16 protein-coding genes are annotated in these 15363 nt (G+C 66.9%); 6 read left to right on the top strand and 10 right to left on the bottom strand.

The genetic code is table 11. The features are described 5' to 3' along the window. Positions 1 to 5: 5 nt before the first annotated feature. Positions 6 to 407: an HIT domain-containing protein gene (locus AC1RKE_RS12285; protein WP_054764646.1), complete on the bottom strand. Its 402-nt coding sequence runs from the start codon at positions 405 to 407 to the stop codon at positions 6 to 8. 106 nt (positions 408 to 513) lie between these two features. Here AC1RKE_RS12285 and mdh point away from each other — a divergent pair, with 106 nt between their 5' ends. Further along, positions 514 to 1476, top strand: coding sequence for a malate dehydrogenase (mdh, locus tag AC1RKE_RS12280; RefSeq protein ID WP_333896956.1), 963 nt, complete (start codon positions 514 to 516; stop codon positions 1474 to 1476). A 229-nt stretch (positions 1477 to 1705) separates the two neighbouring features. Here mdh and zapE read toward each other — a convergent pair whose 3' ends face one another. Continuing rightward, positions 1706 to 2809: a cell division protein ZapE gene (gene zapE / locus AC1RKE_RS12275; RefSeq protein WP_395941895.1), complete on the bottom strand. Its 1104-nt coding sequence runs from the start codon at positions 2807 to 2809 to the stop codon at positions 1706 to 1708. A 147-nt stretch (positions 2810 to 2956) separates the two neighbouring features. Between zapE and AC1RKE_RS12270 the strand changes: the two genes are divergently transcribed. Together AC1RKE_RS12270 and rarD are read left to right on the top strand one after the other, a co-directional pair. Continuing rightward, positions 2957 to 4003 carry an aspartate-semialdehyde dehydrogenase gene (locus tag AC1RKE_RS12270; RefSeq protein WP_348683623.1) on the top strand — a complete coding sequence of 349 codons (1047 nt, stop codon included), beginning with the start codon at positions 2957 to 2959 and terminating at the stop codon, positions 4001 to 4003. Between the two features lie 210 nt (positions 4004 to 4213). Then, positions 4214 to 5137 carry an EamA family transporter RarD gene (gene rarD / locus AC1RKE_RS12265; protein ID WP_182713412.1) on the top strand — a complete coding sequence of 308 codons (924 nt, stop codon included), beginning with the start codon at positions 4214 to 4216 and terminating at the stop codon, positions 5135 to 5137. Here rarD and AC1RKE_RS12260 read toward each other — a convergent pair. The 7 genes from AC1RKE_RS12260 to AC1RKE_RS12230 all read right to left on the bottom strand — a co-directional run bounded on the left by AC1RKE_RS12260 (position 5134) and on the right by AC1RKE_RS12230 (position 11930). Beyond that, positions 5134 to 6267 (bottom strand): serine hydrolase domain-containing protein, encoded by a 1134-nt coding sequence (locus AC1RKE_RS12260; RefSeq protein WP_348683620.1) that lies wholly within the window; start codon positions 6265 to 6267, stop codon positions 5134 to 5136. The two genes, rarD and AC1RKE_RS12260, sit on opposite strands and share 4 nt — an antisense overlap. Before the next feature lie 224 nt (positions 6268 to 6491). Beyond that, positions 6492 to 6761 (bottom strand): ATP synthase F1 subunit epsilon, encoded by a 270-nt coding sequence (locus AC1RKE_RS12255; protein ID WP_054764641.1) that lies wholly within the window; start codon positions 6759 to 6761, stop codon positions 6492 to 6494. After that, on the bottom strand, positions 6761 to 7279 hold the full coding sequence (locus AC1RKE_RS12250; protein ID WP_182713410.1) for a hypothetical protein: 519 nt from the start codon (positions 7277 to 7279) through the stop codon (positions 6761 to 6763). Before AC1RKE_RS12250 ends, AC1RKE_RS12255 begins: the two co-directional genes overlap by 1 nt. 2 nt (positions 7280 to 7281) lie before the next feature. Continuing rightward, positions 7282 to 8817, bottom strand: coding sequence for a F0F1 ATP synthase subunit beta (atpD, locus tag AC1RKE_RS12245; protein WP_182713409.1), 1536 nt, complete (start codon positions 8815 to 8817; stop codon positions 7282 to 7284). Between the two features lie 37 nt (positions 8818 to 8854). Continuing rightward, positions 8855 to 9733, bottom strand: coding sequence for a F0F1 ATP synthase subunit gamma (locus AC1RKE_RS12240; protein WP_152949429.1), 879 nt, complete (start codon positions 9731 to 9733; stop codon positions 8855 to 8857). Between the two features lie 33 nt (positions 9734 to 9766). Beyond that, a complete protein-coding gene (atpA, locus tag AC1RKE_RS12235; protein ID WP_191554934.1) occupies positions 9767 to 11299 on the bottom strand; it encodes a F0F1 ATP synthase subunit alpha in 1533 nt (510 codons plus the stop codon). 76 nt (positions 11300 to 11375) lie between these two features. Then, entirely contained in the window at positions 11376 to 11930 is a 555-nt protein-coding gene (locus AC1RKE_RS12230; protein ID WP_191554933.1) for a F0F1 ATP synthase subunit delta, read from the bottom strand. A 257-nt stretch (positions 11931 to 12187) separates the two neighbouring features. On the opposite strand from AC1RKE_RS12230, the gene AC1RKE_RS12225 reads away from it, so the two are divergent. From AC1RKE_RS12225 to AC1RKE_RS12215, 3 genes are all read left to right on the top strand, one after another. Beyond that, the gene (locus AC1RKE_RS12225) at positions 12188 to 13063 is read left to right on the top strand and encodes an endonuclease/exonuclease/phosphatase family protein (protein ID WP_348683617.1); all 876 of its coding nucleotides are present in this window, start codon (positions 12188 to 12190) and stop codon (positions 13061 to 13063) included. A 97-nt stretch (positions 13064 to 13160) separates the two neighbouring features. Beyond that, positions 13161 to 13988 carry a TerC family protein gene (locus AC1RKE_RS12220; protein ID WP_082382597.1) on the top strand — a complete coding sequence of 276 codons (828 nt, stop codon included), beginning with the start codon at positions 13161 to 13163 and terminating at the stop codon, positions 13986 to 13988. A 2-nt stretch (positions 13989 to 13990) separates the two neighbouring features. After that, on the top strand, positions 13991 to 14764 hold the full coding sequence (locus AC1RKE_RS12215) for a glutaminyl-peptide cyclotransferase (RefSeq protein ID WP_228185050.1): 774 nt from the start codon (positions 13991 to 13993) through the stop codon (positions 14762 to 14764). Here AC1RKE_RS12215 and AC1RKE_RS12210 read toward each other — a convergent pair. Beyond that, the gene (locus AC1RKE_RS12210; protein WP_348683614.1) at positions 14751 to 15332 is read right to left on the bottom strand and encodes a DJ-1/PfpI family protein; all 582 of its coding nucleotides are present in this window, start codon (positions 15330 to 15332) and stop codon (positions 14751 to 14753) included. The genes AC1RKE_RS12215 and AC1RKE_RS12210 overlap by 14 nt on opposite strands. Positions 15333 to 15363 lie beyond the last annotated feature (31 nt).

Below are 15363 nucleotides of genomic sequence, written 5' to 3'. Positions count from 1 at the left end.
GCGGCTCACCCGCCCGCGATCAAATCCAACAGCCGCGCCCGCGCCTCCCCCGCATACGGGACCGCCGGTCCTCGTCCCCAGACGGGATCGGGCCACAGGCCGTCGTCGCGGCGGCGCCCCACCACATGGACGTGCAACTGGGCCGTCACATTGCCGATGGCCCCGACGTTCAGCTTATCGACCGGCCCCAGTCTCCGCACCAGCGCCCCCGCCCGCACCGTCTCCTCCATCAGCACGGCCCGCCGTTCGACGCTGAGGTCCTCCAGCTCCACCGCGCCTTCGACGCGCGGGATCAGGATCAGCCAGGGGAAGCGGGCGTCGTCCTGAAGCCGCACATGACACAGCGGCCATTCGGCGGCGGCGATGGAGCCGGCGGCGAAGGCGGGGTCTGGACGAAAGTCGGTCATTGGGGCTCCTGATCGAACGTCGGCCAGCCTTGCAGCGCCGCCCTTGCGGGTCTAGACCGCCCGCACGATTAATCCCCTTTCGCACACGCAATAACCGGAGACATCCATGGCTCGCGCGAAGATCGCCCTTATCGGCGCCGGCATGATCGGCGGCACCCTGGCCCACGTGGCCGCCCGCGAAGCGCTGGGCGACGTGATCCTGTTCGACATCGCCGAAGGCACCCCCCAGGGCAAGGCGCTGGACATCGCCGAAGCCACCGCCGTCTTCGGCTCGGACGTGGCCCTGAAGGGCGCCAACGACTATGCCGACATCGCGGGCGCCGACGTCTGCATCGTCACCGCCGGCGTGCCGCGCAAGCCGGGCATGAGCCGCGACGACCTGATCGGCATCAATCTGAAGGTCATGAAGGCCGTCGGCGAGGGCATCAAGGCCCACGCCCCCAACGCCTTCGTCATCTGCATCACCAACCCGCTGGACGCCATGGTCTGGGCCCTGCAAAAGTTCTCGGGCCTGCCCAAGGAGAAGGTCGTCGGCATGGCCGGCGTGCTCGACTCGGCCCGTTTCGCCTACTTCCTGGCTGAAAAGACCGGCGTGTCGGTTCAGGACATCCACGCCTGGACCCTGGGCGGCCACGGCGACGACATGGTGCCGATGGTGCGCCACTCGACCGTCGGCGGCCTGCCCCTGCCCGACGCCGTCGCGGCCGGCTTCCTGTCGCAGGACGAGCTGGACGCCATCGTCGAGCGCACCCGCAAGGGCGGCGGCGAGATCGTGGCCCTCTTGAAGACCGGTTCGGCCTTCTACGCCCCGGCTGAATCGGCCATCGCCATGGCCAAGTCCTATCTGAAGGACGAAAAGCGCGTCCTGCCCTGCGCCGTCTGGCTGTCGGGCGAATACGGCCTGTCCGACCTCTACGTCGGCGTCCCGGCCCTGATCGGCGCCGCAGGCGTCGAGAAGGTGGTCGAGTTCACCACCAATGACGACGAAAAGGCGATGCTGGCCAAGTCGGTCGCCTCGGTCCAGGGCCTGATCCAGGCGTGCAAGGACATCGATTCCTCGCTGGCGTAAGCCACATCTTGATTTCGATGACGAAGGGCCGCAGAGCGATCTGCGGCCCTTTTCTTTGGGATGCTCAGACCTTCCCCCGCTTGCGGGGGAAGTGTCAGGTCGTGGCGCGCAGCGACACGCCTGACGATGGGGGAAGGCGTCTTTCAGCCAAGCAAGACTCCCCTCTCCGAGCCTGGTCCGCTGCGCGGACGCCGGCCCACCTCTCCCGCAAGCGGGAGAGGGTCTTCTGTCACTCCCGCACGTGGGCCAGCCAGTCCCTGCTCTGCATCTCGTTGAACCGCGACACGGTGCGTTCGAACTCGAACGCCCCCACGCCTTCGGTATAGAGGGCCTCGGGCCGGGCGGCGGCCAGCACGATCAGCTTGGTCTTGGCCTCATAGAGGGCGTCCACCAGGGTCACCAGACGGCGCGCCTCATGGTGGTTGGCGGGCCCCAGGATCGGCACATCCTCCAGGAACAGGGTGTGGAACCGCTCGGCGATCGCCAGATAGTCCTGCGGCCCCAGCGGCCGGCCGCACAGGTCCGCAAAGCTGGCCCGGGCCATGGCCCCCACGGTCCGCTCCACCACGACATCCCGCCCCAGGACGGTCAGGTGCGCCGGTTCTTCCGGCTCGCCCCCCTTCAGTTCGCGCCACAGGGCTTCGAACCCGGCGCGGTCGTCCGGCGTGTGCCAGACCTGGGCCGAACTGAGCCGGTCCAGCCGCCAGTCGCGCGCCCCCGCCGTCTGCACCACTTCGCAGCGGTCGCGGATGATGTCGATGAAGGGGGTGAAGAGCTGGCGGTTGATCCCGTTCTTGTAGAGGTCCTCGGGCGCCCGGTTCGAGGTGACGGCCAGCACCACCTTGTCCTCGAACAGGGCCTCGAACAGCCGGCCCAGGATCATGGCGTCTGCGATGTCGGTCACCTGAAGCTCGTCGAAACACAGCAGCCGGGCTTCCGAGGCGATCAGCCGGGCGACGGGCGGGATGGGGTCGTCGCCCCCCTTGCGGGAGTGCTGGGTTCCAAACACGGCCTTTCGGGCCTTGGCGTCCCCCTCGCGCCACTGGCGCACCAGGTCGTGGATCCGGGCCATGAAGGCGTGGAAATGGGCGCGCTTTTTCCGCGGCTCGGGCGTGGCCGAATAGAAGAGGTCCATCAGCATGGACTTGCCCCGTCCCGGCGGGCCGTAGAGGTAGATCCCCTTCACCTCGGGCGGGCGGCCGAACAGGCCGCGCCGGGCCAGATCCCGCTCCAGCCGCTCCAGGGCGAGCAGGACTTCGGCCTGAGCCGGATCGGGCGACAGAACGCCCTCGTCCACGCGGATGTCGTAGGCGTTTCGGATGCGGGAGGTCATGGCGGCGTTCTTAAAGCCCCATCCGCCGAAAAGCGATTGCTTCGCGGCTGCGAACGCCTAAATGCAGGACGCTTCTCCCCTCTATTTCGCGCTGAAGCAGCAGGGCCCCGCAGGCCGAGCGTCAGCGCGTCCGAAGGACCAAACATCATGGGTTATCGCGTCGCGATCGTCGGGGCCACGGGCAATGTGGGCCGCGAAATGCTGAACATCCTCGAGGAGCTGAACTTCCCCGTCGATGAAATCCACGCCATCGCCTCGCGCAAGTCCAAGGGGGTCGAGGTCTCGTTCGGCGACCGGACCGTCAAATGCCAGGACATCGAACAGTTCGACTTCGCATCCGTCGACATCGTCCTGATGTCGGCCGGCGGCGCTGTGTCGCGGGAGTGGTCCGAAAGGATCGGCAAGGCCGGCCCCATCGTGATCGACAACTCCTCGGCCTTCCGCAAGGACCCGGACGTGCCGCTGATCGTGCCCGAGGTGAACCCCGACGCGGTCAAGGACGCCAAGAAGAAGAACATCATCGCCAACCCCAACTGCTCGACCGCCCAGCTGGTCGTGGCCCTGAAGCCCCTGCACGACGCGGCCAAAATCAAGCGGGTGGTGGTCTCGACCTATCAGTCGGTGTCCGGCGCCGGCAAGGAAGGCATGGACGAGCTGTGGAACCAGACCAAGGCCATCTACGGCCTGGGCGACGCCACGCCCAAGAAGTTCCCCAAACAGATCGCCTTCAACGTCATCCCCTTCATCGGCGCCTTCAACGAGGACGGCTATACCGACGAAGAGCAGAAGATGTGGGACGAGACCCACAAGATGCTGGATCCGAACATCAAGCTGACGGTCACCTGCGTGCGGGTGCCGGTCTTCGTCGGCCATTCGGAAGCGGTGACGGTCGAGTTCGATCGCCCCATCGCGCCGGACGAGGCCCGCGCCATCCTACGCGAGGCGCCGGGCGTACTGGTCGTCGATAAGCAGGAGCATGACGGCTACATCACCCCGGTCGACGCCGCCGGCGAGTTCGCCGTCTACGTCAGCCGCATCCGCAAGGACCCGACGGTCGAGAACGGCCTGAGCTTCTGGGTGGTGTCCGACAATCTGCGCAAGGGCGCGGCCCTGAACGCCGTCCAGATCGCCCAGCTGCTGGACGAGACGGGCACGATCAAGCCGTCGTCGGGGTATCGTTCGATCACCGTCTAAACCGCTCCGCTTAGCTTTCGTCATCCTCCGGCAAGCCGCGTCTTCGCGGCGCAGACCGGGGGACCCAGCGGCGCCGAAGGCGAAATCCATCCGCCGCTGGGTACGAAAGACCTCTTCTGCGACAGGTTCGCGCTCGCGCGCGCCGCTGGGTCCCCCGGTTCCGCTTCGCGGCCCGGAGGATGACGAAAGTAAAATCACGTGCGCTCCCCCATGACCGCCTCCCCCTCCCCCAACGATCCCCGCGCGGTCGGCACGGCCATCGCCTGCTACACCCTGTGGGGTCTTCTGCCCCTGCTGTTCATGGCCCTGGCGGCCCACGGCTTCAGCGCGCCCGAGATCCTGGCTCACCGGGCGGTCTGGTCGGTCTTCGTGGCGGGTCTGGTCCTGCTGCTGGCGGGACAGTGGAACGAGGCGAAACAGGCGCTGGCGACGCCGCGCGTCTTCGGCTGGCTGGCCCTGTCGGCGGCGATGATCGCGGTCAACTGGAGCCTCTATGTCTTCGCCACCACCCATCATGCGACGCTGGAGGCCAGCCTCGGCTATTACATCAACCCGCTCTTGAACATGGCCGCAGGGGCCCTGCTGTTCCGCGAGAAGATCGACCGCTGGAGCGGCGTCGCCATCGCCCTGGCCGCCGTGGGGGTGGCCGTCCAGACCGTCGCCCTGGGCCATGTGCCGATCATCGGACTGACGCTCGCCGTCACCTTCTGCGCCTATGCGGTGATCAGAAAGCGCGTGCCCGCCTCGGCCCAGACCGGCCTGTTCGTCGAATGTCTGGTGCTGATGCCGTTCGGCGCCCTGTTCCTGGCCTGGCTGGCGGCCCATGGGCAGGCGACCGGCTTTTCCTCGCCCGCCGGACTGGCCTGGGCCCTGGTCAACGGACCGGCGACGGTCATTCCTCTGGTGCTGTTCGCCTGGTCGGCGCGGCGTCTGCCCCTGTCCACCGTCGGCTTCATCCAGTTTCTGGCGCCGACGCTGCAGTTCGCCTGCGGCGTCTGGGCGGGCGAGCCCCTGACCCCGCTGCGGATCGTCTCCTTCGGCTTCATCTGGGCCGGAGCGGGCGTCTTCGCCCTGGGCGCGGCGCAGCGGTCGCGCGCCGCCCGACGCGCGGTCGTCCTGTCGGAAACCGTCTAGACCGCGGCGTAGAGGGCGTCCAGCAGGCGCCGGGGGCGCGGGTCGCCGATCAGGTGCGGCGACTGGCGCGTCATCACATAGGCGGCCGACAGGCGACGCGACGGATCGGCCATGGCCATGGACCCGCCCCAGCCGTAGTGACCGAAGGACTCGCCCGGTCCGAAGACGTTCAGCCCGTCGTTGCGCATCAGGCCCGCCGCCCAGCTGATCACATAGGGCAGCACCTTGTCCTGGCCGTGGATCCGCTCGCGCGTCAGGTCGCGCAGCACGCCCTTCGAAAGCAGCCGCCGCCCGTCCAGCATCCCGTCATTGGCCACGACGCCCAGCATCCGCGCCAGACCCGCCGCCGTGGCGTGCATATTGGCCGAGGGGATCTCCATCTTGCGCCATTCGGCCGAGCCGCGCCCGCCCGGCGCCGAGCCCCGGTCCAGGAAGGCCGCCTGTTTGATCGGATCTATGGTCCCCAGGCTGGGCGCGGCCGAGGGTTTGCGCATCTGGGCCACCCGCCCGTGCTGGTCCTCCGGCAGGCCGATCCACAGGTCCAGGTCGGCGAAGTCGGCACGCAGGGCCTGGCCCATGGTCCGGCCCGTCGTCAGGCGGAACACCTCATTGGCCAGATAGCCGACCGTGACCGGATGATAGCCCGAGGCCGTCCCCGGTTCCCACATGGGCGCCTGGGCCGCCAGCCGGGCGTTGACCGCCGCCGGATCGAACCACAGCGACGGCTCCACCGGCTCCGAGAAGCCGGGCAGGCCCGACTGGTGGCTCATCAGCTGGGCGACGGTGACCTTGTCCTTGCCGGCCTGGCCGAAGGCGGGCCAGATATGGGAGACCTTCTCGTCATAGGCCACCTTGCCCGCCTCGACCGCCGTGGCCATCAGCAGGGCCATCACCGCCTTGCCGGTCGAGAAGACCGGGGTCAGGGTGTCCTCGGCGAAGGGCGTCGTCTTGGCCGTATCGGCGTGCCCCGCCCACAGATCGACGACCGGCGCCCCCTCGATCATCACGCAGAACCGCGCCCCCGCCTCGTTCAGCCCCTCGGGCGCGTCAGTGAAGTTGGCGGCGAAAACGTCCTTCACCGCCGCGAAACGCGGATCGCAGACGCCGTGGATATCGAGAGCTTCGGTCATGGAGGCGTTCTAGCCCTTCCCCCGCTTGCGGGGGAAGTGTCAGCTCGTCGAGCGGAGCGAGACGGCTGACGATGGGGGAAGTCTTCTTCCGGAGTGAAACCTCCCCCTCCGTCGCTGGATCGCTTCGCGATCGACGCGACACCTCCCCCGCAAGCGGGAGAGGGCAAAGAAAAAGGCCCCCCGCCGAAACGGGAGGCCTCACTCTTTACGAGCCTGAGAAAGGATCAGGCCGCGACGACCTCAGTCGCCTGTTCGGCCAGGATGGTCAGGCCTTCGCCGTTGACGTCGGCGAAGCCGCCCTTGACGTCGTACTGGGTCCTGGTCCCGCCGACATAGACGGTCACCAGGCCCTCGCGCAGGGCGGTCATGAAGGGGGCGTGGGCCGGCAGGACGCCGAAGTCGCCCTCGACGCCCGGCGCGTCCACCTGGTCCACGAGGCCGGAGAAGACCTCGCGTTCCGGCGAGACGAGGGAGAAGTTGAGTTTGCCAGCCATCAGTCCGATGTTCCGATTTGATAGGAGGCGATGGAAACCGGGTAAGCCGCACCCGTACCCCAAATCGCCAGATAGATCACGGCCCCGCCAGCGTTCCTCTCAAACAGGACGCCCTTTCCGTTGCCGTCGTTTGACTCGCTGTTGAACGCCCAGTCTGCCTGAGCGCGCGTCTTGGCGATGAATTCGTCCCCCGCTTCCGGCCCATTCAGGTCCAAAATAGAGCAGGTCTCCCTACCCGTTTCGGCCGGACGCCCGACCATGATCCGAACGGGATCGATCGGCGTGCCGGAACGGGTGTAGGTGCGGGAGACTTCATCGGCCTTGACGGTAGAAGCCGCGCCTTTGAAACCTCTCTGTTCAAAGAACGCGCCTTCATCGATCAAGGCCGGGAATCGACCATCAGCCAGAAAGGCAGCACAAGCTCCCGCCATAGCTTCAAAATCTCCATCAGCCTGTGCCCGCGCCGAAACGGGCGAGGCCAGACAAAAGAGAATGAGGCTGGCGAGAGCCTTGCGCATGTTCAGGCTTCCGCCGCCATCTTCTCGGCCTTGGCGACGGCCTCTTCGATCGGGCCGACCATGTAGAAGGCCGCTTCCGGCAGGTGGTCGTACTCGCCGGCCACGATGCCCTTGAACGAGCGGATCGTGTCCTTCAGGTCGACGAAGGCGCCGGGGGTGTTGGTGAACTGTTCAGCCACGTGGAAGGGCTGGGACAGGAAGCGCTGGATCTTGCGGGCGCGGGCCACGATCAGCTTGTCCTCTTCCGACAGCTCGTCCATGCCCAGGATGGCGATGATGTCCTTCAGGCCCTTGTACTGCTGCAGGACTTCCTGAACCGAACGGGCGACCTGATAGTGCTCCTCGCCGATCACCAGCGGGTCCATGATCCGCGAGGTGGAGTCCAGCGGGTCCACGGCCGGGAAGATGGCCTGGGCGGCGATGTCACGGCTCAGAACGGTCGTCGCGTCCAGGTGGGCGAAGGAGGCGGCGGGCGCCGGGTCGGTCAGGTCGTCGGCGGGGACGTAGATGGCCTGGACCGAGGTGATCGAACCCTTCTTGGTCGAGGTGATCCGCTCTTGCAGGTTGCCCATCTCGGTCGCCAGCGTCGGCTGATAGCCCACGGCCGAGGGGATGCGGCCCAGCAGAGCCGACACTTCGGAGCCGGCCTGGGTGAAGCGGAAGATGTTGTCGACGAACAGCAGGACGTCCTTGCCTTCCTCGTCACGGAAGTATTCCGCGATCGACAGGCCGGTCAGGGCGACGCGGGCGCGGGCGCCGGGGGGCTCGTTCATCTGGCCGTAGACCAGGGCGCATTTGGAGCCCTCGGTCGAACCGCCGTTCTTGGCCGGGTCCACGTTCACGTTGGACTCGATCATCTCGTGATACAGGTCGTTGCCTTCGCGGGTGCGCTCACCCACGCCGGCCAGAACCGAATAACCGCCGTAAGCCTTGGCGATATTGTTGATCAGTTCCTGCATGGTCACGGTCTTGCCCACGCCGGCGCCGCCGAACAGGCCGATCTTGCCGCCCTTGGTGTAGGGGCACATCAGGTCGATGACCTTGATGCCGGTGACCAGGATCTCGGCCGAGGTCGACTGCTCGTCGAAGCTCGGGGCTTCCTTGTGGATCGGACGGTAAAGCTCGGTCTTGATCGGGCCGGCTTCGTCGATCGGCTGGCCGACGACGTTCATGATGCGGCCCAGGGTGCCGGGGCCGACCGGCGCCTGGATCGAGGAGCCTGTGTCGGTGACGGGCTGGCCGCGGGTCAGGCCCTCGGTCGTGTCCATGGCGATGGCGCGGACCATGTTCTCACCCAGGTGCTGGGCGACTTCCAGAACCAGGGTGAAGGGCTCGCCCGTCTTCTGATCGACGTTCTGGGTGTGCAGGGCGCTGAGGATGGCCGGCAGATGGCCGTCAAACTCGACGTCGACGACGGCGCCGATGACCTGGGCGATGCGGCCCGTGGCGGCGGCGGAGACGGGGGCCGCTGCGGGAGCGACCTTCTTGGCGGCCGGCTTGCGGGCGGCGGGCTTTTTGGGGGCGACGGTGTCGGTCATGGCTGGGGTCCGTATCGGAATGTCTGTTCGGTCGGGATCAGAGGGCTTCGGCGCCGGCGATGATCTCGATCAGCTCGGTGGTGATCTGGGCTTGGCGCTTGCGGTTGTACTGCAGCGTCAGGGCGTTGATGAGGTCGCCGGCGTTGCGCGTCGCATTGTCCATCGCCGCCATCTGCGATCCGAAGAAGCCCGCCTGGTTCTCATAGAGGGCGGCCAGGATCTGGGTCGTCAGGTTGCGCGGCAGCAGGGTCTCGAGGATTTCCTCTTCCGAGGGCTCGTACTCATAGACCGCGCCGTTCAGGTCGACCGGGGCCGCGTCGCCCTCGACCACAGCCGGGATCAGCTGTTTGGCGGTCGGAACCTGGGAGATGACAGACCTGAACTGGCTGTAGAACAGGGTGACCACATCGGCCTGACCGTCCTCGAAGGCCGTGGCGATCATTTCGGCGATGGGCTGGGCCGAGGGCAGGCCCACCGTCTTGTGCTCGCTCAGTTCGAAGGTGCGGACCAGCTTGTCGCCGTACAGGCGCGACAGCTGATCGCGCGACTTGCGGCCGACCGCGATGATCCGGACGTCCTTGCCGTTCGCGATCAGGCTGTTGATCCGTTCGCGCGCGGCGCGGATGACATTGGTCGAGAAACCGCCCGCCAGGCCCTTGTCCGCCGTCGCCACCACGATCAGGTGACGCTGGTCCTGACCCGTGCCGGCCAGCAAGCGCGGCGCATCGGCGCCCGAGACGCCGGCGGCCAGGTTGGCGATGACCGAGGCCATCTTCTTCGCATAGGGCCGGGCGCTTTCGGCCTGGTCCTGGGCGCGTTTCAGCTTGGCCGCGGCGACCATCTGCATGGCTTTCGTGATCTTCTGCGTGGCTTTCACGCTTCCGATCCGATTGCGCATTTCCTTGAGGCTGGCCATCCGGCGCTACTCTCTCAGCTTATCCGGTTGAACTCAGGCGAAGGTCTTGACGAAGGCGGCCAGGATGTCCTTCAGCTCGGCCTCGAGGTCGGCGGTCAGGTCCTTCTTGGTGCGAATGCCGTCCAGCAGCGAGGCGTGGTTGGCGTGGATGCGCGCCAGCAGCTCCTTCTCGAACCGGCCGACGTCGCCGACCGCGATGCCGTCGATATAGCCGCGCGTGCCGGCGTAGACCGAGACGACCTGTTCTTCCATCGACAGGGGCGAATACTGGGGCTGCTTCAGCAGCTCGGTCAGTCGGGCGCCGCGGGCCAACAGCTTCTGGGTCGAGGCGTCCAGGTCCGAGCCGAACTTGGCGAAGGCGGCCATCTCGCGATACTGGGCCAGTTCGCCCTTGATGGTGCCGGCGACCTTCTTCATCGCCTTGGTCTGGGCCGAGGAGCCCACGCGCGACACCGAGATGCCGACGTTCACGGCCGGACGGATGCCCTGATAGAAGAGGTCCGATTCCAGGAAGATTTGGCCGTCGGTGATCGAGATGACGTTGGTCGGAATATAGGCCGAAACGTCGTTGGCCTGGGTTTCGATGATCGGCAGGGCGGTCATGGAGCCCGAACCATAGTCCTCGTTCAGCTTGGCCGAACGCTCCAAGAGGCGGCTGTGCAGGTAGAAGACGTCGCCCGGATAGGCTTCGCGGCCCGGCGGGCGGCGCAGCAGCAGCGACATCTGGCGATAAGCCACAGCCTGTTTCGACAGGTCGTCATAGACGATCAGGGCGTGCATGCCGTTGTCGCGGAAGAACTCGCCCATGGCGGTGCCGGCGAAGGGCGCCAGGAACTGCAGCGGGGCGGGCTCGGACGCCGTGGCGGCGACGACGATGGTGTATTCCAGAGCGCCCGACTCTTCGAGGGTCTTGACGATCTGGGCGACGGTCGAACGCTTCTGACCGATGGCGACGTAGATGCAGTAGAGCTTGGCGCTCTCGTCGTCGGTCTTGTTGACGTTCTTCTGGTTCAGGATGGTGTCGACGGCGACGGCGGTCTTGCCGACCTGACGGTCGCCGATGATCAGCTCGCGCTGGCCGCGGCCGACGGGGATCAGGGTGTCGATGGCCTTCAGGCCGGTCTGCATCGGCTCGTGGACCGACTTGCGGGGGATGATGCCCGGCGCCTTGACGTCGACGCGGCGGCGCTCGGTGAACTGGATCGGACCCTTGCCGTCGATCGGCTCGCCCAGCGGGTTGACGACGCGGCCCAGGAGGCCCTTGCCGACCGGCACGTCCACGATCTCGCCCAGGCGGCGCACGTCGTCGCCCTCGGCGATGGCGGCGTCGGCGCCGAAGATCACGGCGCCCACATTGTCGCGCTCCAGGTTCAGGGCCATGCCCTTCACGCCGGCCTTGGTGAACTCGACCATTTCGCCGGCCTGGACATTGTCCAGACCGTGGATGCGGGCGATGCCGTCGCCGACCGACAGCACGCTGCCGACGTCGGAAACGTCGGCTTCGACGCCGAAGTTGGCGATCTGCGACTTGAGGATGGCCGAGATTTCAGCGGCGCGGATGTCCATGACGGGCTCTCTGTTCTTCAGTCTTTTTGCGGTTGCGCCGTTCAGGCGCCGACAATCGGGTGGACGGGGGCGGCGCTTACGCGCGCTTTAGGGCGAACTTCATCTGGTCGAGCTTGGTCTTCAGCGAGGCGTCGAACAGTTTCGAGCCGACCTTGACCTTCAGGCCGCCCAGGATGGCCGGATCGACCCGCGTGGTCAGTTCCGGCGCCTTGCCCAGGCTCTTGTTCAGGGCGGTCTTGATCGCGGTCAGCTGCTTGTCGTCCAGCGGCTGGGCCGAGATCACCTCGGCGGCGACGACGCCGGCGTGTTTGGCGTACAGGCGCTCGAAACCGGCGATCACGGCGGCCAGATCACGGGCGCGGCCGTTCTGGGCCAGCAGCCCCAGGAAGTTGACGGTGTTCGGCTCGAACCTGGCCTTGGCGGCGACGGCGGTCAGGCCCTTGACCTGATCATCGGCCGAAATGACCGGCGAGGTCGCCAGGCGGCGCAGATCGGCGCTCTCGATCCAGGCGGTCTTCAGCGAGACGACGTCGGCGCGAACGGCGTCGAGGCGGCCGGTTTCCAGCGCCAGATCAAACAGCGCCTGTGCGTAGCGATCGCCGACTTCCGTCGTTCTGAAATCATCAGCCACTGATTAGGGTCCGAGGTCGTTGTGTCAGGGTCGCGACCGACTGCGAGGGTCGCAACGGTCAAAAGCTTGAAATGCTTGCGGAAAGCACGATAGAGGCCGTATTCGTGAATACGCCCCCTTCAAGCCGGGCGCCTGATAGCACGGGGTTTTGCCGCTCGCAACATTGCGTGAAGGGTGAAGAAGCCGCACCCAGCGTCGCACCTCGGTCATAGCCCCGTGCGACATTCGTCTTTCTCCGGCTGCAGCAAAGATCCGCCATGAAGTTCCGCGCCCTGATGATCGCCGTCGTCGCCGCCCTGACGGGATCGCACGCCGCCCGCGCCGAGCCCTTCGCGGCCCCCGAACCGCAGCCGATCCGGCTGATGAGCTACAACATCCGTTATGACGCCCCTGACGATCGGCCGAACTGGCCCGAACGGCGCCCGCACATGGCGCGTCAGATCGCCTTCTTCGCCCCGGACGTGCTGGGCGTTCAGGAGGCCCTGATTCCCATGGTCGCCTATCTGGCCGAACAAGCGCCGGACTACGACCACTACGGCCTGGGTCGCGACGACGGGGCCGAGGGGGGCGAGACCACCACCCTGTTCTGGCGACGCGACCGATTCGAGGTCGTCCGCAAACAGACTCTCTGGTGTTCGCCGACCCCGGATCGCCCTTCGAAGGGCTGGGACGCGGCCCTGCCCCGCACCCTGACGCGGGTGGTGCTGCGCGACCGTTCCGACGGCCGGATGCTGGACGTCCGCAACGCCCATTTCGACCATGTCGGCGTGGTCGCCCGTGAACAGTGCGCCGCCCTGGCGGCCGACCTGCCGCCTGCGACCGCCCGGGGCGAAACGGCGGCCGTGGTCTTGCTGGGCGACTTCAACACCGGACCCGACAGCGCCCCCTATCGCCGGATCGTGTCGGCCGGCCTGCGTGACGCCCGCACCGTCAGCCCCGTCGTCTTCGGCCCTTCGACCACCTATAACGGCTTCGACCTCGCCAAGGCCGCGGACGGGGCGCCCATCGACCATGTCTTCGTCGATCCCCGCCTGGCGGTGGAAAGGTTCGGCGTCCTGACGGACTCCTTTTCGGGCCAGGTGATCTCGGACCACTTCCCCCTGGTGGTCGATGTGACCTTCGCCGCGCGGTGAGCCAGGGTGCGACCATTGCACCGCACCCCCGCGCTTGATCGGAACCTGAGCCGGGCCTAGCTGTTCCCGCCGACGCCTTTCCCCTCCTGGACATTCCATGCTCGACAGCATCCTGCCCCTTCTCTCCGACCCGGCCGCCTGGGCGGCCCTGGTGACCCTGGTGGTGATGGAGGTCGTGCTCGGCATCGACAATCTGATCTTCATCTCGATCCTGTCGAACAAACTGCCCGAGCATCAGCGCCAGAAGGTGCGGCGCATCGGCATCGGCCTGGCCCTGGTCATGCGCCTGGCCCTGCTGTCGATCATCGCCTGGCTGGTGGGCCTGGTTCAGCCGGTCTTCACCGTCGCGGGCAACGAATTCTCGTGGAAGGATCTGATCCTGATCGCGGGCGGCCTGTTCCTGGTCTGGAAAGCCACCAAGGAGATCCACCACACGGTCGATCCCACGCCCACCCATGACGTCATGGACAAGAAGGACGTGATGATCACCAACGCCGGGGCGGCCATCTTCCAGATCATCCTGCTGGACCTGGTCTTCTCGATCGACTCCATCCTGACCGCCGTGGGCATGACCGAGCACCTGCCCATCATGGTCGTCGCCGTCCTGGTCGCCGTGACGGTGATGCTGCTGGCCGCCGACCCGCTGGCGAACTTCATCAACGACAACCCCAGCGTCGTCATGCTGGCCCTGGGCTTCCTGCTGATGATCGGCATGGTGCTGATCGCCGACGGCTTCGGCTATCATGTGCCCAAGGGCTATATCTACGCCGCCATGGCCTTCTCGGCCGGGGTCGAGGCCCTGAACATGCTGGGCCGTCGCTCCGCCTCCAAGAAGGAAAAGGCCGAGGCCGCCCGCGCCGAGGCCGAACGCGCCGAGGCCCGCGCCCGCAAGGCCGAGGCGGAAGCCGCCGCCGAAGGCGCCTGACCATGCCGCGCCCGCCCCTGCGCTTCGCCGGCCTGATCGTCGGCCTGCTGCTGGCGGTGGGCGCGACCCTGCCCGTTCGGGCCGAGGTTCCGACCCAGGCCTATCAGGTGGTGCACGCCTATCCGCATGACCGGACGGCCTTCACCGAGGGCCTCTTCTTCCACGACGGCGCCCTTTACGAGAGCACGGGCCTCTATCCGTCGTCGGTGCGCCAGGTGCGGTTGGAGGACGGCGAAATCCTGCGTCGGCGCGACCTGCCCACCGTCTATTTCGGCGAGGGTTTGGCCGCCCTGAACGGCAAGCTCTACAATCTGACCTGGCGCAACCACATCGGCTTCATCTTCAAGCTGGAGGACTTCTCGCCCCTGGGCGGCTTCTCCTATCCGGGCGAGGGTTGGGGGCTGACCACCGACGGACGCCGACTGATCATGAGCGACGGCACCGATCAGATCCGCTTCCTCGATCCCGACACCCTGGCCGAGACCGGCCGGATCTCCGTCACCGCCGACGGCCGGCCGCTGGACCAGATCAATGAGCTGGAATGGATCCATGGCGAAGTCTTCGCCAATCTGTGGCAGGACAACCGCATCGCCCGCATCGACCCGGAGACTGGGGTGGTGAAGGCCTTCATCGACCTGACGGACCTGGTCCCCAAGGACGCGGGCCTGGACCCGAACGACGACGTCCTGAACGGCATCGCCTGGGACGCCGCGGGCAAGCGGCTGTTCGTCACCGGCAAGCGCTGGCCCCAGCTGTACGAGATCAGGCTGCGCTGACCGGGGCGAGGTGTTCCGCGCCGAAAAGGCTGAGATAGGCGTCCAGCTCGGCGCTTTTCAGACCCAGCGAGTCCAGCACCGCCCCCATGAAGCTGACCGGCGCCGTGCCCGCCGCCGTGACGACCCGATCGGCCAGAACGGCGCGAGGCTGGTCGCGGTAATGGGCCGCCCCGCCGTAGCCGGTGATGGAGAGGCTGTCGGGCCCGTTGGCGGTATGGGGCCTCTGGTCCAGAAGCCCAGCGCGCGCCAGGGCCAGGGTTCCGTCGCAGATGCCGCCCACCGTCTTGCCCGCCCCATGCGCCCAACGCAGCAGGTCCGAGACGTCCGGCGCGCCGGGCTGGCGCCAGATGGAGCCGCCGTTCACCAGGACGGCGTCGATCTCGTCCACCTCGATGTCTTCGATCGAAAGATGGGGAACGACCAACAGGCCGCCGGCCGACACCACCTCCTCCCCATCGGGTGAGGCGAACAGGGTCTCAAACCCATAATGGCTGCGCGCCCCCGCCATGATCAGGGCGGTCTCCCAATCCGCATAGTCCGGCGTCAGAAGCGTTACGAGGGTGGTCATGGCGTCCTCCTTTTATCGCCCAGTCTAGAGG

This window comes from Brevundimonas sp. GW822-FHT03E11 (assembly GCF_058801445.1).
Note: the sequence above shows the minus strand (reverse complement) of the source record. Positions and strands in the feature narration are given on the sequence as shown.

Bases quoted from the DNA above. Each gene is read 5' to 3' on its own strand.
- AC1RKE_RS12285 (WP_054764646.1), bottom strand. From the start codon at position 407: ATGACCGACTTTCGTCCAGACCCCGCCTTCGCCGCCGGCTCCATCGCC.
- mdh (WP_333896956.1), top strand. From the start codon at position 514: ATGGCTCGCGCGAAGATCGCCCTTATCGGCGCCGGCATGATCGGCGGC.
- zapE (WP_395941895.1), bottom strand. From the start codon at position 2,809: ATGACCTCCCGCATCCGAAACGCCTACGACATCCGCGTGGACGAGGGC.
- AC1RKE_RS12270 (WP_348683623.1), top strand. From the start codon at position 2,957: ATGGGTTATCGCGTCGCGATCGTCGGGGCCACGGGCAATGTGGGCCGC.
- rarD (WP_182713412.1), top strand. From the start codon at position 4,214: ATGACCGCCTCCCCCTCCCCCAACGATCCCCGCGCGGTCGGCACGGCC.
- AC1RKE_RS12260 (WP_348683620.1), bottom strand. From the start codon at position 6,267: ATGACCGAAGCTCTCGATATCCACGGCGTCTGCGATCCGCGTTTCGCG.
- AC1RKE_RS12255 (WP_054764641.1), bottom strand. From the start codon at position 6,761: ATGGCTGGCAAACTCAACTTCTCCCTCGTCTCGCCGGAACGCGAGGTC.
- AC1RKE_RS12250 (WP_182713410.1), bottom strand. From the start codon at position 7,279: ATGCGCAAGGCTCTCGCCAGCCTCATTCTCTTTTGTCTGGCCTCGCCC.
- atpD (WP_182713409.1), bottom strand. From the start codon at position 8,817: ATGACCGACACCGTCGCCCCCAAAAAGCCCGCCGCCCGCAAGCCGGCC.
- AC1RKE_RS12240 (WP_152949429.1), bottom strand. From the start codon at position 9,733: ATGGCCAGCCTCAAGGAAATGCGCAATCGGATCGGAAGCGTGAAAGCC.
- atpA (WP_191554934.1), bottom strand. From the start codon at position 11,299: ATGGACATCCGCGCCGCTGAAATCTCGGCCATCCTCAAGTCGCAGATC.
- AC1RKE_RS12225 (WP_348683617.1), top strand. From the start codon at position 12,188: ATGAAGTTCCGCGCCCTGATGATCGCCGTCGTCGCCGCCCTGACGGGA.
- AC1RKE_RS12220 (WP_082382597.1), top strand. From the start codon at position 13,161: ATGCTCGACAGCATCCTGCCCCTTCTCTCCGACCCGGCCGCCTGGGCG.
- AC1RKE_RS12215 (WP_228185050.1), top strand. From the start codon at position 13,991: ATGCCGCGCCCGCCCCTGCGCTTCGCCGGCCTGATCGTCGGCCTGCTG.
- AC1RKE_RS12210 (WP_348683614.1), bottom strand. From the start codon at position 15,332: ATGACCACCCTCGTAACGCTTCTGACGCCGGACTATGCGGATTGGGAG.